General features: G+C 34.8%; 25 protein-coding genes and 4 tRNA genes. 10 read left to right on the top strand and 19 right to left on the bottom strand.

Translation table 11 applies throughout. The annotated features are described in order from the left end of the window. The first annotated feature begins 56 nt into the window (after positions 1 to 56). Positions 57 to 689 (top strand): hypothetical protein, encoded by a 633-nt coding sequence (locus ACX119_RS01730; protein WP_459351432.1) that lies wholly within the window; start codon positions 57 to 59, stop codon positions 687 to 689. A gap of 4 nt (positions 690 to 693) precedes the next feature. On the opposite strand, the gene ACX119_RS01725 is transcribed toward ACX119_RS01730, so the two are convergent. The 5 genes from ACX119_RS01725 to pheS form a co-directional block, all read right to left on the bottom strand. Continuing rightward, entirely contained in the window at positions 694 to 1260 is a 567-nt protein-coding gene (locus tag ACX119_RS01725; RefSeq protein ID WP_459351431.1) for a hypothetical protein, read from the bottom strand. An 18-nt stretch (positions 1261 to 1278) separates the two neighbouring features. Beyond that, positions 1279 to 1518 (bottom strand): Lrp/AsnC ligand binding domain-containing protein, encoded by a 240-nt coding sequence (locus ACX119_RS01720; RefSeq protein ID WP_014963852.1) that lies wholly within the window; start codon positions 1516 to 1518, stop codon positions 1279 to 1281. Between the two features lie 43 nt (positions 1519 to 1561). Continuing rightward, entirely contained in the window at positions 1562 to 1981 is a 420-nt protein-coding gene (locus tag ACX119_RS01715) for an EVE domain-containing protein (protein WP_459351430.1), read from the bottom strand. 553 nt (positions 1982 to 2534) lie between these two features. Continuing rightward, positions 2535 to 4178, bottom strand: coding sequence for a phenylalanine--tRNA ligase subunit beta (gene pheT, locus ACX119_RS01710; RefSeq protein ID WP_459351429.1), 1644 nt, complete (start codon positions 4176 to 4178; stop codon positions 2535 to 2537). Continuing rightward, entirely contained in the window at positions 4169 to 5557 is a 1389-nt protein-coding gene (pheS, locus tag ACX119_RS01705; protein WP_459351428.1) for a phenylalanine--tRNA ligase subunit alpha, read from the bottom strand. Before pheS ends, pheT begins: the two co-directional genes overlap by 10 nt. A 50-nt stretch (positions 5558 to 5607) precedes the next feature. Between pheS and ACX119_RS01700 the strand changes: the two genes are divergently transcribed. Together ACX119_RS01700 and ACX119_RS01695 are read left to right on the top strand one after the other, a co-directional pair. Continuing rightward, positions 5608 to 6720, top strand: coding sequence for a tryptophan--tRNA ligase (locus ACX119_RS01700; protein ID WP_459351427.1), 1113 nt, complete (start codon positions 5608 to 5610; stop codon positions 6718 to 6720). Beyond that, positions 6717 to 6998, top strand: a complete 282-nt coding sequence (locus ACX119_RS01695) for a hypothetical protein (protein ID WP_459351426.1) — start codon at positions 6717 to 6719, stop codon at positions 6996 to 6998. Before ACX119_RS01700 ends, ACX119_RS01695 begins: the two co-directional genes overlap by 4 nt. A gap of 148 nt (positions 6999 to 7146) precedes the next feature. On the opposite strand, the gene ACX119_RS01690 is transcribed toward ACX119_RS01695, so the two are convergent. The 5 genes from ACX119_RS01690 to ACX119_RS01670 all read right to left on the bottom strand — a co-directional run bounded on the left by ACX119_RS01690 (position 7147) and on the right by ACX119_RS01670 (position 10687). Next, positions 7147 to 8274: a CxxC-x17-CxxC domain-containing protein gene (locus ACX119_RS01690; RefSeq protein WP_459351425.1), complete on the bottom strand. Its 1128-nt coding sequence runs from the start codon at positions 8272 to 8274 to the stop codon at positions 7147 to 7149. Between the two features lie 72 nt (positions 8275 to 8346). Then, positions 8347 to 8676, bottom strand: coding sequence for a hypothetical protein (locus ACX119_RS01685; protein WP_459351424.1), 330 nt, complete (start codon positions 8674 to 8676; stop codon positions 8347 to 8349). 52 nt (positions 8677 to 8728) lie between these two features. Next, complete coding sequence (locus ACX119_RS01680; RefSeq protein ID WP_459351423.1) at positions 8729 to 9205, bottom strand: phosphopantetheine adenylyltransferase; 477 nt, start codon at positions 9203 to 9205, stop codon at positions 8729 to 8731. 33 nt (positions 9206 to 9238) lie between these two features. Beyond that, on the bottom strand, positions 9239 to 10306 hold the full coding sequence (locus ACX119_RS01675; protein WP_459351422.1) for a hypothetical protein: 1068 nt from the start codon (positions 10304 to 10306) through the stop codon (positions 9239 to 9241). Positions 10307 to 10613: 307 nt separating this feature from the next. Then, a tRNA-Ala gene (locus ACX119_RS01670) sits at positions 10614 to 10687 on the bottom strand. An 80-nt stretch (positions 10688 to 10767) separates the two neighbouring features. Between ACX119_RS01670 and ACX119_RS01665 the strand changes: the two genes are divergently transcribed. Together ACX119_RS01665 and ACX119_RS01660 are read left to right on the top strand one after the other, a co-directional pair. Beyond that, the gene (locus ACX119_RS01665) at positions 10768 to 11322 is read left to right on the top strand and encodes a thioredoxin family protein (protein WP_459351421.1); all 555 of its coding nucleotides are present in this window, start codon (positions 10768 to 10770) and stop codon (positions 11320 to 11322) included. A 33-nt stretch (positions 11323 to 11355) separates the two neighbouring features. After that, a tRNA-Ile gene (locus ACX119_RS01660) sits at positions 11356 to 11430 on the top strand. Positions 11431 to 11437: 7 nt separating this feature from the next. Here the strand turns inward: ACX119_RS01660 and ACX119_RS01655 are convergent. Next, positions 11438 to 12331, bottom strand: coding sequence for a B12-binding domain-containing protein (locus ACX119_RS01655; RefSeq protein WP_459351420.1), 894 nt, complete (start codon positions 12329 to 12331; stop codon positions 11438 to 11440). A 565-nt stretch (positions 12332 to 12896) separates the two neighbouring features. Between ACX119_RS01655 and ACX119_RS01650 the strand changes: the two genes are divergently transcribed. Next, the gene (locus ACX119_RS01650; RefSeq protein ID WP_459351419.1) at positions 12897 to 13283 is read left to right on the top strand and encodes a hypothetical protein; all 387 of its coding nucleotides are present in this window, start codon (positions 12897 to 12899) and stop codon (positions 13281 to 13283) included. Between the two features lie 7 nt (positions 13284 to 13290). Here ACX119_RS01650 and ACX119_RS01645 read toward each other — a convergent pair. Next, a tRNA-Leu gene (locus ACX119_RS01645) sits at positions 13291 to 13412 on the bottom strand. 91 nt (positions 13413 to 13503) lie between these two features. Here ACX119_RS01645 and ACX119_RS01640 point away from each other — a divergent pair. Then, positions 13504 to 13577 (top strand) — tRNA-Thr (locus ACX119_RS01640). Between the two features lies 1 nt (position 13578). On the opposite strand, the gene ACX119_RS01635 is transcribed toward ACX119_RS01640, so the two are convergent. From ACX119_RS01635 to ACX119_RS01615, 5 genes are all read right to left on the bottom strand, one after another. After that, positions 13579 to 14442 (bottom strand): DNA adenine methylase, encoded by an 864-nt coding sequence (locus ACX119_RS01635; RefSeq protein WP_459351418.1) that lies wholly within the window; start codon positions 14440 to 14442, stop codon positions 13579 to 13581. A 224-nt stretch (positions 14443 to 14666) separates the two neighbouring features. Then, entirely contained in the window at positions 14667 to 16061 is a 1395-nt protein-coding gene (locus ACX119_RS01630) for a hypothetical protein (RefSeq protein WP_459351417.1), read from the bottom strand. 227 nt (positions 16062 to 16288) lie between these two features. Next, positions 16289 to 16939: an ammonia monooxygenase family protein gene (locus ACX119_RS01625; protein ID WP_067959013.1), complete on the bottom strand. Its 651-nt coding sequence runs from the start codon at positions 16937 to 16939 to the stop codon at positions 16289 to 16291. Positions 16940 to 17045: 106 nt separating this feature from the next. After that, positions 17046 to 17408 (bottom strand): hypothetical protein, encoded by a 363-nt coding sequence (locus tag ACX119_RS01620; RefSeq protein ID WP_459351416.1) that lies wholly within the window; start codon positions 17406 to 17408, stop codon positions 17046 to 17048. Between the two features lie 116 nt (positions 17409 to 17524). Next, positions 17525 to 18088: a methane monooxygenase/ammonia monooxygenase subunit C gene (locus tag ACX119_RS01615; RefSeq protein WP_297593421.1), complete on the bottom strand. Its 564-nt coding sequence runs from the start codon at positions 18086 to 18088 to the stop codon at positions 17525 to 17527. Between the two features lie 254 nt (positions 18089 to 18342). On the opposite strand from ACX119_RS01615, the gene ACX119_RS01610 reads away from it, so the two are divergent. The 3 genes from ACX119_RS01610 to ACX119_RS01600 all read left to right on the top strand — a co-directional run bounded on the left by ACX119_RS01610 (position 18343) and on the right by ACX119_RS01600 (position 19894). Then, positions 18343 to 18912 (top strand): methane monooxygenase/ammonia monooxygenase subunit B, encoded by a 570-nt coding sequence (locus ACX119_RS01610; RefSeq protein WP_459351415.1) that lies wholly within the window; start codon positions 18343 to 18345, stop codon positions 18910 to 18912. Between the two features lie 93 nt (positions 18913 to 19005). Next, positions 19006 to 19320 (top strand): hypothetical protein, encoded by a 315-nt coding sequence (locus ACX119_RS01605; protein ID WP_459351414.1) that lies wholly within the window; start codon positions 19006 to 19008, stop codon positions 19318 to 19320. 40 nt (positions 19321 to 19360) lie between these two features. Further along, positions 19361 to 19894, top strand: coding sequence for a hypothetical protein (locus ACX119_RS01600; RefSeq protein ID WP_459351413.1), 534 nt, complete (start codon positions 19361 to 19363; stop codon positions 19892 to 19894). A gap of 96 nt (positions 19895 to 19990) precedes the next feature. Here ACX119_RS01600 and ACX119_RS01595 read toward each other — a convergent pair whose 3' ends face one another. Continuing rightward, positions 19991 to 20260 carry a hypothetical protein gene (locus ACX119_RS01595; protein WP_048097284.1) on the bottom strand — a complete coding sequence of 90 codons (270 nt, stop codon included), beginning with the start codon at positions 20258 to 20260 and terminating at the stop codon, positions 19991 to 19993. Positions 20261 to 20371: 111 nt separating this feature from the next. Beyond that, on the bottom strand, positions 20372 to 20704 hold the full coding sequence (locus ACX119_RS01590; RefSeq protein WP_459351412.1) for a hypothetical protein: 333 nt from the start codon (positions 20702 to 20704) through the stop codon (positions 20372 to 20374). Positions 20705 to 20752: the final 48 nt, after the last annotated feature.

Here is a 20752-nt window from a genome sequence, read left to right as displayed (position 1 = left end):
GCAGCTTCTTAATTTACTGTTGGGGAGTAGCAAATTTTCAAAAATGAGGTGTGAACATGGTCAATAAGGGTTTTCCAAAATTTGGCATGTCACAAGCTGGAGCATTTGTTGCAGCACTAAAAAATTACAATTTGCCAGATTTCATTTTAGTTTTGATTGCCAAAGAATGTAAATCTGAACTTCTAGAGAGGGGACGAATTGATGACAGGTTACAAAGTATGAATGACGATGCTCTAGAACTTTTACACAAAGTCTTTGTTGGTTGTGAAGAAGATAGTGCAGGAAAATATGCACAGTACAGATTCTATGCTTATGTTTCTAGTATGTATCATAAATGTGAAGTTTTGGTTAATGAAACAATTCCGGGTCTATCTGGTAAAAATCACAAAATTCCAGTTGCAGTAAAAAATAATGGAATGTACATTTCTGTAGCATACAACAAAGCAACAGGAAATCCAGTTAACAAAAAAGAAACTGCAAGATTCTACGAAATGGTAGATGATATTAAGAGAGGAGAACATGGAACCATGTTAACTGATGCAATTTATGGTTCATCAGTAGGGTTTAGAGGAGATGCTTTAGTTGAACTTGAAACATTGAGTAAATCAAGACCCAACGATCCTGAAAACAAACTAGATTTTAAAACTGCAAATTTTGAAAATAATATTTATTCTGTAACAAAGTGCTAAGAAATTATAAATTCAATTGAGAAGTATTCATAGTTAGAAACATTGGTTTGTCATCTGTTTTTTTGAAATCTTCACCGTATTGCTCAAATTCTAATTGTTCATAGAAATGCTTTGTCCATATGTCATGAACTTCTTGAACATATTTTTTATGTCCTAAAATTCGTAATAGTTCATGAAGTATCTCATGAGATACAGTAGTACAATTTTTTTCTGCAAGAAATAATGTATCATTTTCTTCTTTAGGTTGTTGCCAAAAAGCAAGACCGAAATTTTCAGCATGATATCCTTCACATGTGCAATCTGTCCACAATGGTTTGAAATGAGTTAGGTAGAAATGGTAAATTTCTTTTCCTCTCTGTTCATGATCACGAACTAGAGTATGTGTATCAAGACGTTGCAATATACTTCTAGGTTGTGTGACTAATTCATCGCATTGAATTTCATATTCTAATCCAGATTTTTCTTTAATCCAAACCTTGTAAAATTGGCTCATTTTTTGGATATATTCAAACTCAAATTTCCTTTTATCAAGATCTTCTTCTTTTACAACAAAAATAAAGTGTAAAATCATTTTAAGAAAAAAGGGTGTTTATGTTTGGCCTTCAATACCCATCAGGGTCAGAGTTGAACGAATCTTTTCAATTTTTCTTATTTTCCAAGTAATTGTTTCTCTAAGTTTTTCAACAGTGTCAGATTCGATCTTGGCCAAAATATCGTATGCGCCAAAAGTTCCATGAACTTCCTTAACACCTTCTAAGCCCTTTAGTTGCTGAATGATAGCTTCTTCTGAACCTAGTTCACAGTTTATTAAAACATAAGCTGTTGCCATAAAATAATTAGATAATTCGACTATATCAATAAACCGATTTTAGTTAGGTTTGAGAAATCTTTAAAATTGCATCCCAAATCGGCTTTGGAACAGGCATTACTGACAATCTAGATATTTTAATTAATTCCCAATCTTTGAATTTTTTATCTTTTTTCATTTCATCTAGAGTTACGGGACGTTTCAAAGTTTTTTTGTATTTTACATCAACAACAATGAATCTAGGATTTTCTTCTTTAGGATTTGGATAAGGCTTTGAAGTAATTTGCATAATTCCTACAGCTTGTCGTTCATCTCCCGTATGATAAAATAGTGCAAGATCACCAGGTTTCATTTCCCTCATATGCTTTAATGCTAAATTGTTATGAACACCATCCCATACCGTTGATTTTTCTTTCTTTAGTTTTTCAAAATTATATCCTCTAGGGCCACTTGGTTCTTGTTTTGCTAGCCAATAATTTACCATTTCATATTTTGTTTTTGAAATGGATGTTTAATGTTTATCTAAAAATGAAAAATGTTCCCCGGTTCTGACTCGCACAAGATCATTGGTATTTTAGCCAAAACCTCCTTGGGTTTTCTAACCGGGGTTGCCCATAATGTAGCACGCCTGGGTGAATTAGAAATCACAGGTATCATTACGATCGACTCATCCTAATCCGTCTGCGTGCCTGCTCTTGGGCGTTTAATTGTAGAATTTACTTCTACTAAAAACCATCGTGGTCATTTTGAATTTATAAAATCAATTTTAGAACTAAAATTAAATCTTGTATTGAAAATGAAATAATGTGGAAATAAAAAACGTCACTTTATTTTTTATAGGAATTGTAGTTTTGATTTTAGGTTCATTGATTATAATTTTTGATTATCCACAGATTCAGTTTTTTGAAAATATGGATCTTCCAACTTACAATTTACTTGATGAGAACTCCAAGCAAATTCATCAAAGACTTACAATAGAATATTACGTCGGATTGGTTTTTTTAGGATTAGGGATTTTATTATTGATTGCTTCTTTTCTAAAGAGATTTCAGAATGGATTCAGAAAGTGAAATTTCAAAAGCCACAACAGGTACACGGATTTTGTAGTTTTCAATAATTTTTGAGTTTATTTCCCCAATAATTCCAATGGATTTACCATTTAGAATAACATCTGCACAACGTCCATCTTCAAAAGTTGGATGAGTTGCAGTTTTTGTTTCAATTTTTAAATTAAAACCTGTATTTAGTGCAGACTGTAAAATCGATTTAATTTCAGTAAAGTTGGAATCTTGATGTGCACTAACACTTGAGAAGTTAATTTCTTCATCAATTGGATTATTTATTGAAAACACAGTTCCTGTTTCAAATAATTTTTGGGGATAAGATTCATGTATATTTTTTGATAAATTCTCTAATAATCCAGGAAGAATAGAATCACGTAATATTGTATGCTCTTGACTTTTTGAATCAAGTACAGAAATAATTTTTGGAGTATTTCTATTTGTCATTTCATACAGAACTCGTTTGCTAGTTAAACTAGAATTCAATGCTTCATTATATCCAAGTCCAGTCATTATTAGGCTCAGAGACTTGAGAGCAACAGAGATAGGACTTGTTTGACCAATGGTTTGTGATGGCGATAGTGTGGGTTCAAGATTTTGAATTCCATAACCTAAAGCAACTTCTTCAACTAAATCCATTGCTCCAAAAATATCAAATCTGTATGAGGGAACAGTACAAACAATGTTTTTTCCTTTAGATATTGCATCCAAACGAGATTTTTTTAAAGAAGAGATAATTTTCGAAGTATTAAGTTCCAACCCCAGTGTTTGATTAACCAGAGAAGGACTAACAGTCATTTTCTTTTCTTCAAATCTTGGCGAAGAATTTTTTGCACCGGAAATTTTAACAGATTCTAAAGAAAAGCCTGCAGTTTGCAGGATAGTTGCAACAACTGAAAGCATGTCTTCAGCATCTTCTTTATTTATACCAGTCACCTCAACAAACAGATTTTTTGTTTTAGTTGTAACAGTCGTTACTGCAGCATTAATGATGGGAGGAAATGAGACAGTATTTTGATTAGCATCTAAGATTAGAGGCATGTGTGGGGAATTTCCCAAGATGCTTGCATAATCTTTTCCAACATCTGTATTTGAGAGAATTTCAGTGATTGTTAGTTCCTTTTCAGAATTTAATGGAATGAACTTGTGTTTTTGATTTGTTGTAGTGTAAACTAGAGGAAAGGTGATCTTATCTAAATCATGAATTCCAATTGATGATTTCTTTCGTTTTCTCCCTATTCCAAAATGCAAATCTTCTTGCATTGCCATTAATTGCTTGATTGTTTTATCATCAATTCTGCCATTTTTGGCTACTATTCCAGTTACATACGGACGAATTTTTGATACTTGTGGTTTTACAGAAATTTGGTATTTGTTTGATTTTTTGATTTTTAGCTTTATTGCTCCAGTTTTTTTCCCAAGTAAGCCCTGCAATCCAAGTGCAATTCCAAAATCAGTCGAATAATCTGGTCTGTTAGGACTGTATTCAATTCTAACAAGATCTTTATCTTCAGATTCGATATCAAGACCTAGAAAAGGCAAAGAATCTGAAATTTGTTTTTTTGATACTTTGCCAACTAATTTTTGTAATCGGGAATAAGATAATTCAACTACTGGCATTTTGTAGCACTCCTTAACCAGCCTAAATTGTTATTGTAAAATTCTCTAACATCATCTAATCCATATTTTAGCATGGCAATTCTTTCAATTCCACCTCCCCAAGCTAAGACAGGTTTGTTTATTCCAAGGGGTTTGGTTACTTCAGGTCTGAAAATTCCCATTCCGAATAGTTCCACCCATTTTCCTAATCTTTCATTATATACCATAGTTTGTAAAGATGGTTCTGTATATGGGAAAAATGTTGGCCAAAATTTTATTTTTGTGATACCAATTCTTTTGTAAAATTCTCGTTGAATTCCCATCAAATCTCTTAATGTTGCATTCTTTCCAACTACAACTCCCTCTATTTGGTTAAATTCTACTAGATGCTTGTAGCTGACTTTTTCATTTCTAAAAACACGTCCTAATGAGAAAACTCTAGCCTCATCAGGCTTTTTTTCAGCAAGATGTTTTATTGTAACACAAGTTGTATGGGTTCTAAGAACCATCTTTCTTGCTTCATTGATATCCCATTGATATCTCCAATTTTTCTTATGAGACTCTGAAACTTTTCTAATTTGCTCAGGTGTTCCAATTTTTTTTGCAGAAATTTTGTCAAGATAAAAAGTATCTTGGAGTTCTCTTGCAGGATGGTCTTGTGGAGTGAACAATGCATCAAAATTCCAAAAGCTTGGTTGAGTCATATTTCCATTAATTTCTGAGAATCCCAATGTAACGAATATTTCACGAATTTCATCGATGGTGTCTTTTAACGGATGGGTTCTTGCAACAAAAACTTCAGGAACTTTAGCCTCAACATCTATTGCACCAGTTGATTCAGAGAGTTCTATTGATTTGGCCGAATCAGTTAATGAAATTTCTTTATTCTTGATAACTTCCTCTACAATAAAATCAGGTCTTCTCAAAAGAGATGCCAAATCATTTGCATCTACTTTGGCTTTTGATAGTTTTTCAGTTCCAATTTGTTTGAGGGTTTTTTCTCCAGGCAGTTCTGCAGGAACGGAAGTGGATGATATTTGTTCTGATGAGCTTTCAAGCCAGTTATTTTTTTTGCATAACCCCATTGCTGGTCCAAAAATTGGACCTAGTTCTTTTTGTAAATCAGATATTTTTTTTGGGCCATCTTTTAATAGATTTAATAATCTTCTTTCAGGCAATCCCTTTTCCAAGGATTCTTTTCCATTTTTTCCCAAAGTAAGAATACTTGAAGTGGATTCGTTTACAATTGCAAGATCTTTGAGTTTTAACCATTCAATCCCACGTCTAACTTGATCTGGTAAAAGAGACGTAGATTTTTCAAGCATTTCAGGAGTTTGTTTTTGAACATCTTTTAGAGACGTGATAATTTTTTTTTCAATCTCATGAAAAACCTGCGACAACAGTGAAAGTTCGAAAAAGACTTTTTAAACCTTAACCTAAGTCAAATTGAATGTCAGTTGATGACTTTATTGTAACTCCTTGGCATGTAGAAGGAGATATCGACTATGATAAATTGACCAAGAAATTTGGTACTGAAAAGATTTCACCAGAATTGAATAGTAGAATCAAGAAGATTGCAGGCGAGGACCATTTTATGCTAAGAAGAGGCATATTCTTTTCTCACAGAGATATGAACAGAATTCTTGATGACTATGAAAAAGGGAACAAATTTTTTCTCTATACTGGCAGGGGGCCCTCAGGTCATACACACATAGGGCATTTAGTTCCATGGGTTTTTGCAAAATGGTTACAGGAAAAATTTGACGTTAACATGTATTTTCAACTAACTGATGATGAAAAATTTTATTCAAAAGCAGATTTAACATTAGAAGATACTGAAAAATTTGCATATGAAAACGCCTTAGATTTTATTGCTCTAGGATTCAAACCTGAAAAAACAAAAATTATCATTAACACAAAAAATATTCAAACGCTTTATCCTATTGCGGCTCAGGTTGCAAAAAAAATTAATTTTTCAAACACTAAAGCAACATTTGGATTTACAAATGAAACAAATCTAGGGATGATTTTTTACACATCATTGCAATCTGCCCCTTGTTTTATTGAAGACAAACCCGTTTTAATTCCTCTAGGCGTGGATCAGGATCCACACTTTAGATTAACAAGAGACATTGCACCAAAAATAGGAAAACCAAAACCTGCATTGATTCACAACATAATGATTCCAGGTTTAGAAGGACCAGGAGGAAAGATGTCAGCATCTGATGAAAACGGTACTGTATACACTACTGATGCACCTAATGTTGTTAAGAAAAAAATTAACAAATATGCATTTTCAGGAGGTCAACCCGATATTGAAGAACACAGAAAACTTGGAGGAAATCCAGATATCGATGTATCATTTCAATATCTAAGAATATTTTTTGAGCCTGATGACAATAAACTAAAATCAATTTATGAAGATTACAAGTCTGGAAAACTTCTATCGGGAGAACTAAAGGCAATTTTAATTGAAAAAATTAATGACTTTCTTTTAGTACATCAAGAAAAAAGAGAAAAAGCAAAAGATCAATTACAAAAATTTCTTTTTGAAAATAAATGAATATCTCTATAGAGTGTGATGATGAGTATGAGGCTCAAAAACTAGCCTCCTTAATATTCATCAAAGATGGAAAAGAAACATACATCACAGGAATTCTAAACATCGTAAAAAATGAACTTGTAATATCTTTGAAAGATAAATCAGCTCACAGCATTTTATTAAAAAACCAGGAAGATGTTGAAAAATTTGCAGATTTTATTCAATCAGTTTTAGATAAAGAACATACCCTAATTTCCACTAAGATTTCAGGACACAGTGTAGAAATAGTAAAGGAGTGAGACCTATGGAGAAAATACAGTGTAAATGGCCACAATTCCAACCATTGCAATAAGACAAATTCCTAAAGCCTTAAAGTCGCTATTCATATTATATTTCAAAAATAATTATAATTAAAGTGTTAATAAATTCTCAGAAATGATTCTAGGATTACCTAGGAAAATATCTGCTCTTTTTCTGTTTTGGTTTTACTTTTTCTACTTTGGGTTTTGTCACAGGTTGTCTGATCTGGTTGCAGTTTAAACACAGAACCTTTAGTTCTTCTCGTGCAAGTTCAGGTTCTGAAATGTATTTTCCCCAAGAGGAAGCTGCACCGCCTCGTTTGACATCATCAAATCCATTTTCTTCAAAAATATGACTTATTCCTAAAGCTCTCTCATCCTTAAATCCACAACTAGAGCAGCTTTTGCCACCTAGTATTTCAAATAATTTTTCTTTTAGAGATTCATAAAATTTATCAGAAGCATTTGCAAAAAAGCTCTCTCGTTTTTTTAAGAATTTTTCATTTTTTGGTTTTCTGGAACTAGTTCTGTCTCTACTTGATTCCCTGTCATTTCTGGAATATCTAGAGTCTCTATCGTTTCTAGAGTTTCTGTCATTTCTGGAATATCTATCACTAGCTGAATCTTGTGATTTGTTTTGTCTGAAACAATCATTGCAGTAAACAGGTCTATCTGTTCTTGGAACAAATGGAACTTGACATTCAGTACCACAATCAGCGCAAGTTACTGTTGCAGATTCTTCTCGTCTGTCATTTCTGGAATATCTAGAGTCTCTATCGTTTCTAGAGTTTCTGTCATTTCTGGAATATCTATCACTAGCTGAATCTTGTGGTTTGTTTTGTCTGAAACAATCATTGCAGTAAACAGGTCTATCTGTTCTTGGAACAAATGGAACTTGACATTCAGTACCACAAGCAGCGCAAGTTACTGTTGCAGATTCTTCTCGTCTGTCATTTCTGGAATATCTAGAGTCTCTATCGTTTCTAGAGTTTCTGTCATTTCTGGAATATCTATCACTAGCTGAATCTTGTGGTTTGTTTTGTCTGAAACAATCATTGCAGTAAACAGGTCTATCTGTTCTTGGAACAAATGGAACTTGACATTCAGTACCACAAGCAGCGCAAGTTACTGTTGCAGATTCTTCTCGTCTGTCATTTCTGGAATATCTAGAGTCTCTATCGTTTCTAGAGTTTCTGTATGAGCGACTAGTATCATTATCTCTAGAGGTTCTATGAGATTTTTTCTTATCTGAATACTTTGATTTGTAAAGTTCCATTTCTAAGAATTTTTAGATTAATTGGTTATAGATACTTTGAGCTAAAATTTATGCCTAGAAAAAAAATTTATGCTAAACTAGGGATTTATCCATTTCAGTAGCCATCACTTCTTGAACTTTAAGAAAATAGAGTTTTGTAGAATATGGCATGTGATCTAAATTATTATCAACTGCAATCATAAAGTATCTCACTGCACGTTTTGAAATATCCAAATTGAATTTCATTGTGAGAATAGGATCTTGATGAACTTTAATTTTATCTTGTAACCAAGGAGGTGCCATCTCAATTGTTTCACTAATAATTTTCTTGTACCAAAAAGAGAGATTTTGTGGATGGAGTCCCTGCTTTAGATCATTAACATCATTATCAATTATTTTCATCATATTATTGATGATTGCCATTAGGCTCAATCAAGAAATTTTGTTTTATCCCATTTACTCAAAGTTCTGCAAGCTATTTGTCAATTGATAACAGGTTTCCCTCCGAATCAATTTCTGAATTTTTGATTCTCGTAGTAGAAATTCTTGTACCATCTTTTGCCAAAAACATGGGTACAGATATGATTTTTACAGGGGGTAGATTTCTTTCTTCACGTAATTTGTTTAGCACTTGACCCTGATTGCTCGTTTCATCACTAGTAACCAAGGCTTCAACTTCTTTTTCTAAAACTGCAGGACCAAAGTCATTTTCTAATTTACTAATTTGATAGAAAGAATTTGGAAATTCTTTTAAAATCAATTTATTCAAATTTTCAAGTCTTGTTTGATAATCATTAATTGGAACTTTGCCTTTTTTTGATGCCAATTCATCACTTGTCAATCCAATTATTACTTTTTTAGAAATTTTAAATGAGTTTGAAAGTAACGTGATATGTCCACGATGAATTATATCAAAAGTACCTCCTGTAGCAACTACAGAGAATTCCTGCATGAGAAACTATAGACGTCTTTGAAAATAAACTTACTATTTTACAATAATTAATACAAATGGACCCTGTTCTGCAATTGGAATATTGTTTCTATCCCAAACAAAGGTTTCAATGAAAAACAATCCTGGTTTTTCTGGAATCCAGTCAATGGTTTGTGTTTGAAGCCCTGTTCCAATAAATCGCCCATCATATTTTCCAATAAATTCTACATATGGTGATTCTCCTGATTCTTTAATTTGAACATAGTATGTGTATGGAGTTTCATTGGAGTTTTGTTTTAGTGAAAACTGTACCCAAGTTTGACTTTCAATATTTACTGTAGAACCTAATGGAATTTCTGAAAGTTTGTTACCAGAAGTATCTTTAACGGATACATCTGAAATTTTTACTAATTTTGTAAGAGATTGGGGTGGTGGAATTTTCACATCAACAAAATCCGAATAAAAAACATTTGATTCAGCAAATAGCAAAAATCCTACAGCTCTTGCATCAATATTTTCATCAAGCTCAAAAGAAACATCAGCATTTGGTGCTACGTTTCCTAGTTCAATAGTTGAGACCTGCAAATATCTTGGTGGCTCAAAACCATCATAAAAAACGGCATAGACATTTGTGTTGGCATTTGGTGCCCCACCATTCTTTAAAACCCCAGATAGGCGTAATGATGTATCATAAAAAACATCAGTAGAATATACTGAGAGTCCCTTTTGTTTTCCTTCTGAAGAATCAAATCCCAACAAAGTGACAGATGCCTGTGTTATCTCCGAATTGGGAGATGTTGAACGAATTGAGTATGGAGATTTTCCATTTGGTGGAATTGTTTCAAGAATAGTTCCACCAGTTGAGACTTCGATTGGGGAAGGATCTAAATCATCATAGAATTTTACTTGAATTCTAACATTATCAACTGCTGATAAGGAATCACGATTCTCCACCATTCCAACTACTACAGTATATCCTTCAGCATCCTGATAAACAAAAGGAGATTGATTAGTTAGTGCTACTGATAATGTTGGTGCATTATCGTAATATTCTTGTGAAAAACTTTGAGTAAATGGAATTAACAGTACAATCAAAAATATACTAAAAATAATTTTTTGCATCTGAATATCTTCCAAATTGGAGATTAATTTTGTATAGTATATCATATAGTGAACAAGAAAGGTAACAACGTTTAACCCAGTTGACACTAGAAATTAGATATAATAAAAAGAGATTAAAAATAGATTAGTTCTATTTTCTCTTTGCTGTAATTGCTAACCAGTATATCAAACCGGGAGCTAAACCAACAATGAGTGGAATCCATACAGGCCATCCATCTACTGCGCTTGTCATAAAAGAAAACCAAAACTTATCCTATTTAAATCCATCCAGCAGTCTGAAATTCATCGCTGATCGTTGTAGGTAAAGTGGACCGGACGGAATTTGAATCCGTGACCCCCCGCGTGCAAGGCGGGTATACTACCAGGCTATACTACCGGCCCACGAGAGTGATGGTTATTGTGTGGATTTTAATTGTTGTCTTCTTGGCAAGAATTTTATTTGAAAAGAAGAGATTTTTTTTATGGTACTATTAGAATCACAAGTCAAGCTAAAAGCAGGCGATACAGCTCCTGATTTTGAATTACTAGGAATTGATGACAAAAAACACTCTCTAAATGACTATTCTAACTACAAGGGAATATTGATTATTTTCATGTGTAATCACTGCCCCTATGTCAAGGCAAAAGTTGATTCACTAAATGAGTTATATGAAAAATTTGGAAAGGAGATTGCAATTATTGGAATAAACAGCAATGACTCTACTGATTATCCTGAAGACAGTTTTGAGGCAATGAAGCAGACTGCAAAAGAGAAAGGATTCGGTTTTGATTATTTGGTTGATGAAACACAGGAGATTGCCAAGAGATATGGTGCAATGTGTACTCCAGACCCATTCTTATTCAATAGTGAGAAAAAGTTAGTTTTTCATGGAAGAATTGACAATGCAATGAAGCCAGACGATGTAGCCACAGAAAAGACAATGATCAACAATATGCAGAAATTATTGTCAGGTGAAAAAATTGAAAAAGATTTTGACCCATCAATTGGCTGCTCTATCAAGTGGAAAGAAAATTAAACTTAAATGAGTCCTGCCAAGAGATTGGTTCGTGGGCTCGTAGCTCAGCTTGGCTGGAGCGTTCGACTGATAATCGAAAGGTCATGTGTTCGAATCACATCGGGCCCATTTTTCATTATTTAGAATTTTCATATACTGTCTGAGACCACTGCAAAATATCATCAATTTTTTCAGATATCAAGTCTGATTCAATTTTGGTTTTCTTTGATACTTTGCCACAAAGTGCCAGTTTCATTTTTTTGCCTGATTTATTTTTTATAGGAGTAATGGAATCAACAAAAAAGTTCAGCCCCTCACTTGTTTTTGAGAATACAACTACAATTAGAATTCCAGGTTTTTGTTTCCATATTTTTCCTACAAGTTTTTGAAAATCAAGATCAAACAATACATCGATTGCAGAAGACATGTCACCCAAATTGGAAACTCTCCACCCATCAGAATGATATGCAGCAGAAACTGCTTCAGAGAGCAGACTACTATGTGAATCAGCTGAAATCAGCACCACATTTTTTTGTGGATCTGAAACTATAGATTGTTGATTAAAAATTTGAATGGATTTGGATATTGTTGTTCTAAGAAGATTGCGTTCTGCTGTTCCAATCTTTCCATCATCATATAATTTCTGTACAGAATCAATTGCAGGCAAAATAACTTCCAAGATTAATCTATTTACTGTTCCACCCGAATTCAAACAATTACGAATCAGTGAGAAGACTTGGTCTTCTGTTCCTTTAACTAGATAATCAGCATACTGGGGCTGGACTTTAAAATAATCATCTGGGAAATTAAATGATTCCTGACCTGGTTCTAAAAACCATAACGTAAGATTTCCAATATTTTTTTGGCGCAATAATCCTTCGGCTGCAAAGACTTTGAGGTATTTGGACATGGTAATTCTATTTACTCCAATTTTTTCAGAGATCTCAACACCAGACATTCCAGATACTGCGTCCTGCAATAATGAGATCAGTTTTTGTCTTATATCCTCAGTTGAGTATCCTCTGGCCATAGTCTGTTTTGATACAGGTATTGTATAAAGACTAATTTTAGAAATTCCCAGTAATGAGAAATTCAGTCTTTCTTTAAGTACAGAATAATTTCAATATGGATGGGTATGGATATTTTATGTGAATTTTGCAGTGTGTTGCTAAAAAATGGAAAAAATAAATTTTGTTCCCAAAAATGTGTTGACCTGTATATTAGCGGACAGGAAAATAAAATAAAGGATTTCATTATTGCAGATTCAAACCACACCAATAATCTTAAAAAATACTCATCGGTTTAGAGAAGAATCCTCAAGGCTTTGAGCATTAAGACTTGATTCAGGGAAGCAAGTCATAACCTGCAAAATATCTAATCAGAAATGTGAGCACTATACCAAGAGATATGCTGACACCTAAAGCAATGGCTACGGATTTTTGCAATAATATATTGAGAAATTTTCAGTATTACAGTATTTTGATTATTATCAATTATGAATTAACATACCTTAAGGATAATAGATAATCATATCTCATCTTTGAGATAAAACATTATATACTTCGGTACCTTAAAGTACGGTAAGGAAAAGTAAATTGCCAAAAGCCGGATTCAAATCAATCACAGTTTCAGAAAGTGTCTATGATAAATTCCATGAAGTTTATCAAAAGAGCAAAGACGACCTTCAGATGAAAGGAGTCAACAGTTTTTCAGGTTATGTAACTTACATGTTAGAGGAGATGATGCAAAAGGACAAGACCTTTGCAAGATATGCTCCAAAGATTGAAAAGATCTCAGTTGATGATGACAGAGTAATACTAAAGGATAATATCAAAAATAGAATTGCAGAAGTTGCAGTACAGAAAGGAGAATTGTTCTGTCAGCTCTGTGATGAAAAAGACTGTGTTCATATTGGCTTTGTTTTCTCACTGCCAGATGTTTACGAAGTCCTCAATGCCAGAGGAATAAAGCATCCAAAATAAAGAGCAGTGGAGGAGGTGGGATTTGAACCCACGAACTCCTGAGAGACAGGATCACCCATTATTTGATCTTAAGTCCTGCATGTCCAAAAGCACAAAGTGCTTACTTTGGCCAGGCTTGATTACTCCTCCAAAAGTGTAGAAATTTGTGTGAAATTTAACAGTTTAGAGTAATTTGCAGAAGAATGAAGAATTATAAGGATTTTCTACAGGGAAAATTTGTGCTTCGATAGCTCAGCCTGGTAGAGCGTTACATTGGTAATGTAAAGGTCGCGGGTTCAGATCCCGTTCGAAGCTTTCAATAATTTTTAATCAGTAATTCAAAGTGACCAGTTCGCTTTTTTGAATTAGAGTTAATTGAGCGATTTGCCTGAATCTTTTGAATTTTCCAAGTTTTGGATTTGAACATATCTGAAACCTCTTTTGAATCAGAATTAGACAGTAGAACCTTGCATCCCTTTGAATCTAATTTCATGCAAAGGTCTGCCAATCTTTCCAAATCATCAGATGTGAAATCCTTGTTTGTATAGCTTGTAAAATTGGCAGTGCTGCTAACTGGCTGATATGGAGGATCAAAGTATACAAGGTCACCTTTTTTTGCATCCCTTAGAACCGATTCAAAATCACGGCATTTTATTGAGACATTACTTGATTGTAAAATCGCACTTACAGAACGGAGGTTATCCTCATTGACAATATTTGGATTTGTGTATTTTCCTAGAGGGACATTGAATTTGCCTTTGCTGTTTACTCGGTACAGACCATTAAAGCAAGTTCTATTAAGAAAGATTAATCTAGCTGTCTTTTCAATCTCGCTTCTAGGGGAGCTCTCCCTAACCGAGTAAAAGTATGATTTTGAATCTTTTTGATAATTTCTTTCATGGGATTTGAGAGATGAAATTAGTTCATCAATTCTATTTCTAATTGTAGTATATGCTAAAACCAGATCAGAGTTGAGATCAGAGATGCTGCACTTTTGCCCATTTCTCTCAGTTAGAATATGAAATAGTAAGGCACCTCCTCCCAGAAATGGCTCATAGTAGGTTCCAAAGGATTTTGGCAAATTCTCATTTAGAATCGGGATAAGTTGTCGTTTGCCTCCTGCCCACTTTACAAAGGGCTTTGGAATGGAATGCGAGACTTGGCTGTACTGCTGTTTCAATGATATGTATTACAGAATTTGTTAATTGTGAGGTAAACAAAAAAAGTTGATCTTGGGCTAACTTTTTGCTAGGTAGGCAATAGGTTAAATACAAATTTTGTAAATTAAGCAAATTTAAAAAATTAAAAAGAAAAAAGGACACATTATGTTTTGATTACAAATACATCAAAAGTCAAAAGGGAACTGAACATACATCGATAAATTGAGTAAATCTATTTGCTATTTCAATCCTGAATGATAATGCGACATGTAGTCAACGTGTCACTGTATGAACCACCCTTCACATTTAACAGACCGAAGCCAGGCATATTGTCAATGCGGTTGTTATTAAATCCAATGGAGGATTCCGCATCCGTAAAATGGCAATCCCAGACGTTCCAATCTTGGGTGGAACTGTTATCGTCTAAGCCATTTACATCGTTGTTAGAAAATCTCCAAAGGTTGTTCGTTTCGGAGATAAAGAGGAATTCGTCACGCGTAGCTACCGAACCTTGATTGTCCCAGTTAATCATGGCAATTGTTAGACGACAACCATCTACATCTTTACAGAAGTTATCAGTAATCTCACGTGGAATAGGAATAACCTGTCCCACCAAGCTAGGACCAGATTCGATTACATATCTAGAAAGATCAAACACATATGGAGTTGGTGTTCCTCCTCCAACTTGAATTTCTCCAGATCCTTCACTAGTTCCGGTAGATCCTGTAACAATAGGTATCTCAACTGAATTCCCTCCACTAATTTCTAGAGTTTGTCCAGAAAGTGATAATGTCTGAATCTCATTTGAGGAACTCAAGTCACTATCAGCTGTTGTATGTGCATCAATTTCTGCTTGCAAAGCTGCTGCAAGTTCTGCATCAGCTGCTTGTCTTGCTGCAATTTCTTGATTAATAGCATCTTCTAGTGCTCTCTGTAGTGCTTGATCAGCTGCTATTCTATCTGCAGTTTCTGTATCTAGTTCTGCCACCTCTACAAAGACATCAAAGAAAGAGTCAATTCTTGCCGAGTTATCAACAATATCCATCATGTTATCATGAGTTTTTTGTTGTAATGGAGTATCAGCTGCTATTCTGTCAGCAATCTCTTGTTCAAGTGCTCTAAGAAGTTCTTGTTCTGCTGCTATTGCTCTTGCCTCTTCTGAATCAATATCACCACCAAGTGATACTAGTTTTGAATCAAATAGTGTATCCAAAAGTTGATCAGCTGCTGCTCTTGCATCAGCTTCAGAAGCTAGATCTGATTGAAGTTGAGTATCTTCAGCAAGTCTGGCTGCTGTTTCTGCATCCAAGGCATCTTGTAGTGCTTGATCAGCTGCATCTCTTGCTTGTTGCTCAGCTAGTAGTTCCTCAGCATTAATGAAAGAATCAAGAAACGAGTCAATCTGTTCTTGTAAACTAGCATCACCTGCTTGCCTATCTGCAATCTCTTGATTCAGTAGTGAGATATCAATAAACACATCAAAGAAAGAATCAATCTGTGTTTGCATAGATGCAACTGCATCTTGCCATCCTCCCTCAGGTGCATGATTTGCCTTGTGTTCTGCAAATGCATCTCCAGTAATTCCAGTTAATCCTAAAGCAATAATTCCAAACAATATTGGCAAAACTATGCCCCTCATACCCTATAGTATGAAAAGATTAATTTCATTTAAGTCTGATCTTGTAATACAAAAAATATTACAACAAAATTCTGATCGCAAATTGCAAAAATAATTCAAAAAACATATTCATAATTCTCATTTTTTATTCCTAAGGATGCCTAATTTTTTATTTTTTTAATTTTCAAAAATAATGATCGGAAAATCATTAGAGGAATTAAGAAAATGAAAAGGAAGAGGTTGGGTGTTTAGTCCCACTTTGACCAAGCGGCCATCCATCTGTAAGTCCATGTATTCAATTTACAACCCAACGCTGCAAATGTACATGCCAATACTGCACCTGCACCTGCACCTAGAGCCACTGGGCTGTTATAGAACTTACCAACTTGGGGTTCTATCGGTGTCATGTATGGTGGCAATGTTGGTCTTGGATATTTGAATGCCGTTTCAAGTGGGTCTGCTACTGTTATCAGGTTTACCATGTTGAACAATGGTAAAGACATTCCTACCAGTACGCCGCCAAACAGTATCAAGGAGTGCTTGTTCTTCTTTGTAGCCCAGTAAACTAAGTCCAACAGCATTGCTGATGGCAACCAAACTGGAGTCACAATGAAGTCATATGGATATCCAAGTGCAAACCATGCACCTTTTGCTACCCATGTGTATACTGTCATAATCAGAGCGTAGTACGTTGCTGTGCCTGGAACGCCTGTAAATGTTAGGTAATAAGTAGCACCTACAATAAGCATCAACGTTTGCGATATTGAGAATACCGTGTACGAAGTCCAAGCCCAGTCAGTGTAGAAGATGTAGTCTCCTGCATTAATTGTTAACAGTGTAGAGTTAACTGCAACAACTACTATGAATAAGTAGTGTGTACATCGTCTTAACCAGACCATATCAAGGTGAAGAAACGGTCAGTATATAAAATTTTAGAGTGTGATGAAGATCGTTATTTCTAAGTTAAAATGAAAATGAAAAAGAAGTGTCTGAAGGGTTTTCCTTCTAGTTACCAACGAATAGTGATATGAAGATTGTACCTGCTGTAACTGCAGCTACGCTGCCGCCAACGATACCATTACTATTTTTGTTGGAACCTTCTTCCATGACTTTAACACAGAAGATGTAACCTATTGCCTCAATGATTGTCAATACGATGAATGCAAAGTGGCCACTTGGGGTTGGATATGCCCATGGATAATAGAAATATCCTGCTGCAGTACCACCAAAAGTTGCTAACCATGCTGCCCAGAATGAAATTGTAATCATACCAGTCATGTTTTCAACGCGTTTTCCAATCATTCGTTCTACATCGGCACTTGATGATCCACCAGCGCCGCCAGAACCGAATCCTTTAGGAAGAGTCATTCTGGAATTATTCTAATAGAGAATCCTTTTAAGTCTTTCTTAAACTGAGGGGGCAAGTACGATCTACGTCTTTTGAAAATAATAAAAAGGAAAAAAATGTGCTTTTGCACTTTTGTCTATGGTATTGCTCTGCTGTACAATTTGCCTTCTAAGGCCATCTTGTACATTTCTGCAACATATGGGTTTTCTCCAGGAGTTTCTGCACCTAGTTCTACGAGTCTAGCATATACTCTGACTACGTATGCAAGTGCACCCATGAATGCTACTACAACACCCATGTTAAACATCCAGTGATTTGGTACTGCAAAGATCTCCTCTACAAACCAGAAGTGCCACATCTCATTGACTCCAATTGTAAACATTGTTGCAAGGTAACCTAGAATGGTCATCTTCAAACCAGTGTTCATTGAATTATTTGGGCCTCTAAGAACTGGAACTTTTCTATCATAGATTGCTGCTGCTCCCCATCCAAGTGGTAATGCGATGAAGTGGGAATACAACCACCAGTGAGCTGGTGTGAAAGCACTATCTCTGATAGATGTCTGATGTAGTGATCCATCGACGAAGTTATCTACTTCGACTGATGCTGCAGTGGAACCCATAGCAATAACGATGAGCCAGATTTTTTTAAGTCTCTGAATCTCAACTTCTTTTGGGATTAATGCGGGCATCTGTGCCATGGATACAATCATGTGAGTTCGGCATATAAAGTAAGAGTTTTAGAAATAATAAATTAGAATCAAATTTCTTACAAATTATATCAAAAATTGATGAAATTTTCTCTTTTTATTAATTTGAATTGAAATAATTTTATCATTTTTTTCTCATTTTCATTGTTAATCATTGATGATAAACAATGGTTAAAGCATCGATCCTCGCTATCAAGGTAAAACATATAACGATGTGTATTTCTTTCTCAATATTAGGGATAACTATGGTCGAAAAAAAGATTTTCGTATTTGGACTAGCTGTAGTACTTGCACTAGGAACTTTAGGTTTCAACTGGGTTGAATCCATACTTCCAACTGCAGATGCACACGGTGTCCAAGCACAACTTCAGAGTCGTTTCATCAGAATTGAGGATGAAACCTTCAACAGACAATCCCTGCAAACTGGCGAAACCTTGACACTTCAAGGAACATTAGTCAGTCTTGTAGAAAGAGACCTTAGAGGATGGCTATCTATCTTCTCAGAGTCAACCAACGCAGGTAACAGATGGGAAATGTTGGCAAGAGACCCACCAGGAAACGTCTTTGACATTCCAGGTAACTCAGTCATTGATTACTCACTATCTGCAAAAGCACTTGAAGCAGGTGTATACCACGTACACACCCAACTCAACGTAGCAAAAGTTGGTCCAGGACTTGGTCCAGGTCAAACAGTAGTAGTTGAAGGAGATCCAATTATCAAACCAATCCCATATACCAACATAGCTTACCAATCAATCATCATTGGCGTTGGATATGTCATTACGTTTGCAACACGACCCTGGCAAGTAATATAAACACCCAACCTTTTCCTTTTCATTTTCAATGAACTTACGTTTTACGTAATTGAATAAACCAAGTTTTATCTTCTAGAAAATTAATATGAAAATATGCTAAGTTTCAAAATTATCAAACTAGATATTTTTCAGAGTTATTTTTTTGGAGAGGTAGAATTTCGTTCAGATAAATTCAAAGTAAATATTCAAAATCAGAGAAGAGGTAAAGTTCTCAAACTTCCTTTTGAGATAAAAACAAAAAATGAAAAAGTAATTGTTAGAATGACCGGACCTGGAGATTTATTCATCGAAGATTACATCCCATACAAAGGAGAGTCAGAATGGCTTGAAATTGATTCAGATGAAATCACATACTATATTGCAGATCATCAAGATAAGCTCGATACAATTGAGATAATGATAGAGTAAAAGAAAGGACTTTAAGGTATATCTTGTCAAAGGCAACACGATGAAATATCCTGGAATGGGTGATCCCTACAAAAGGAAAAAAACTATCAGATTTTTAATAATCACAGCAATAATAGCAGTATCAGTAGGAGCAATCAGTTCCGTTCTTCAGGGTCAGTTTAGTCAAAACGATCCTCTCAAAGTATGCATCAATGATAGAGAAACCCCATACAAAATGAAAGTCACTTTGGAGTTAATTATTGACGGTCTTCCAACACCAATTCCTGCCAATATCAATGCCGGACTAAATGATGGAGAATGTAAAAGAACCATGTATACACTAACAGATGATGGAACCATCTATGTTGAATGGGAAGAAGATTACCCATGGGAGATTGGACACTTTTTGTGGATGTGGGATTTCCCCCTAAGGGATATGGATCAGGATAAATCTACATTTTATGTAAACGATAAAGAATCGTCTCATTTCATCAATACCCCATTACAGGATGGATATCACTACAAGGGAGTATTTACTACAAAGGATTATGATTCATCTAAGGACAAGGATTTCCTACCAGAATTAGAAAAATAGAATCTACGACTTTGATAAAAAATTAAATTTTTAAAAAAATTGTGCAAGTAAAAACTTGAGATTTTAAAAATAATGAAAAGAAGAAAGGAAGTGATTTTACCAGTATTTACCGTTGTCTGGAATCAGACCAATACCTTCTCTTTCAAAGTGTCTGTCTAATTCGTCAACCCATCTCTCACGGTTGTCTTTGTAAGCCCATCCGTGTACACGTAACCAGAATGAGATAATTCCGAGAAGGAATATTGTGAACATCATGGTTCCGAAGATGTAAATCATTACATCATAGAATAATGGATCATAGTTTGGTCCTAATTGTCCTGTAATTGAAGACAGGATGCTTAGGAAAATTCCTACGATAGGAGTCATTGTATATTTTGGCTCTATTTGTGCGATATATACATTTCTTTTATTCTCACAAAGTACGAGATCAGTATCCACTAAGAGAGTCTAATAAAATAATAGAAAAGTGAGGTTTTACTATCCTCTACCCATTGCTGCGTATTTACCAGATCTTCCTCTAATGAAGAAGGCTCCTGCAATACCACCGAAGACAGCTGCTGCAATTACTGATGCACCAACTACACCGCCTGCGTCAAGATATGGAGTTCCTGAACCCGATGATGGGTTTGCTTCAGCAGCTTCAATTCTTCTTCTTTGAATTTCAAGTGCTTCTTCTAAGGTATAAGCTCCGGTTTCACCTTGGTCGCCGACATTTCCCATGTACTGTGCAAATGCAACTGATGCTGCACCAATAGCACCGAAGAAAAATACAGCTAGCATTGTTGTTGTTAAGAGTATTTTTGTATTCATACGGTTTACCTGTTCGATTTGAACCCGGTGACTTATTTAACTTTTATT

The organism is Nitrosopumilus sp. S4 (assembly GCF_054515835.1).
The sequence above is the reverse complement of the archived record's forward strand: the minus strand, read 5'-3'. Positions and strand labels throughout refer to the sequence as shown.

Coding starts and splice junctions, on each gene's coding strand:
- ACX119_RS01730 (WP_459351432.1), top strand. CDS start 57: ATGGTCAATAAGGGTTTTCCAAAATTTGGCATGTCACAAGCTGGAGCA.
- ACX119_RS01725 (WP_459351431.1), bottom strand. CDS start 1,260: ATGATTTTACACTTTATTTTTGTTGTAAAAGAAGAAGATCTTGATAAA.
- ACX119_RS01720 (WP_014963852.1), bottom strand. CDS start 1,518: ATGGCAACAGCTTATGTTTTAATAAACTGTGAACTAGGTTCAGAAGAA.
- ACX119_RS01715 (WP_459351430.1), bottom strand. CDS start 1,981: ATGGTAAATTATTGGCTAGCAAAACAAGAACCAAGTGGCCCTAGAGGA.
- pheT (WP_459351429.1), bottom strand. CDS start 4,178: ATGCCAGTAGTTGAATTATCTTATTCCCGATTACAAAAATTAGTTGGC.
- ACX119_RS01700 (WP_459351427.1), top strand. CDS start 5,608: ATGTCAGTTGATGACTTTATTGTAACTCCTTGGCATGTAGAAGGAGAT.
- ACX119_RS01695 (WP_459351426.1), top strand. CDS start 6,717: ATGAATATCTCTATAGAGTGTGATGATGAGTATGAGGCTCAAAAACTA.
- ACX119_RS01690 (WP_459351425.1), bottom strand. CDS start 8,274: ATGGAACTTTACAAATCAAAGTATTCAGATAAGAAAAAATCTCATAGA.
- ACX119_RS01685 (WP_459351424.1), bottom strand. CDS start 8,676: ATGGCAATCATCAATAATATGATGAAAATAATTGATAATGATGTTAAT.
- ACX119_RS01680 (WP_459351423.1), bottom strand. CDS start 9,205: ATGCAGGAATTCTCTGTAGTTGCTACAGGAGGTACTTTTGATATAATT.
- ACX119_RS01675 (WP_459351422.1), bottom strand. CDS start 10,306: ATGCAAAAAATTATTTTTAGTATATTTTTGATTGTACTGTTAATTCCA.
- ACX119_RS01665 (WP_459351421.1), top strand. CDS start 10,768: ATGGTACTATTAGAATCACAAGTCAAGCTAAAAGCAGGCGATACAGCT.
- ACX119_RS01655 (WP_459351420.1), bottom strand. CDS start 12,331: ATGGCCAGAGGATACTCAACTGAGGATATAAGACAAAAACTGATCTCA.
- ACX119_RS01630 (WP_459351417.1), bottom strand. CDS start 16,061: ATGAGGGGCATAGTTTTGCCAATATTGTTTGGAATTATTGCTTTAGGA.
- ACX119_RS01625 (WP_067959013.1), bottom strand. CDS start 16,939: ATGGTCTGGTTAAGACGATGTACACACTACTTATTCATAGTAGTTGTT.
- ACX119_RS01620 (WP_459351416.1), bottom strand. CDS start 17,408: ATGACTCTTCCTAAAGGATTCGGTTCTGGCGGCGCTGGTGGATCATCA.
- ACX119_RS01615 (WP_297593421.1), bottom strand. CDS start 18,088: ATGGCACAGATGCCCGCATTAATCCCAAAAGAAGTTGAGATTCAGAGA.
- ACX119_RS01610 (WP_459351415.1), top strand. CDS start 18,343: ATGGTCGAAAAAAAGATTTTCGTATTTGGACTAGCTGTAGTACTTGCA.
- ACX119_RS01605 (WP_459351414.1), top strand. CDS start 19,006: ATGCTAAGTTTCAAAATTATCAAACTAGATATTTTTCAGAGTTATTTT.
- ACX119_RS01600 (WP_459351413.1), top strand. CDS start 19,361: ATGAAATATCCTGGAATGGGTGATCCCTACAAAAGGAAAAAAACTATC.
- ACX119_RS01595 (WP_048097284.1), bottom strand. CDS start 20,260: ATGACTCCTATCGTAGGAATTTTCCTAAGCATCCTGTCTTCAATTACA.
- ACX119_RS01590 (WP_459351412.1), bottom strand. CDS start 20,704: ATGAATACAAAAATACTCTTAACAACAACAATGCTAGCTGTATTTTTC.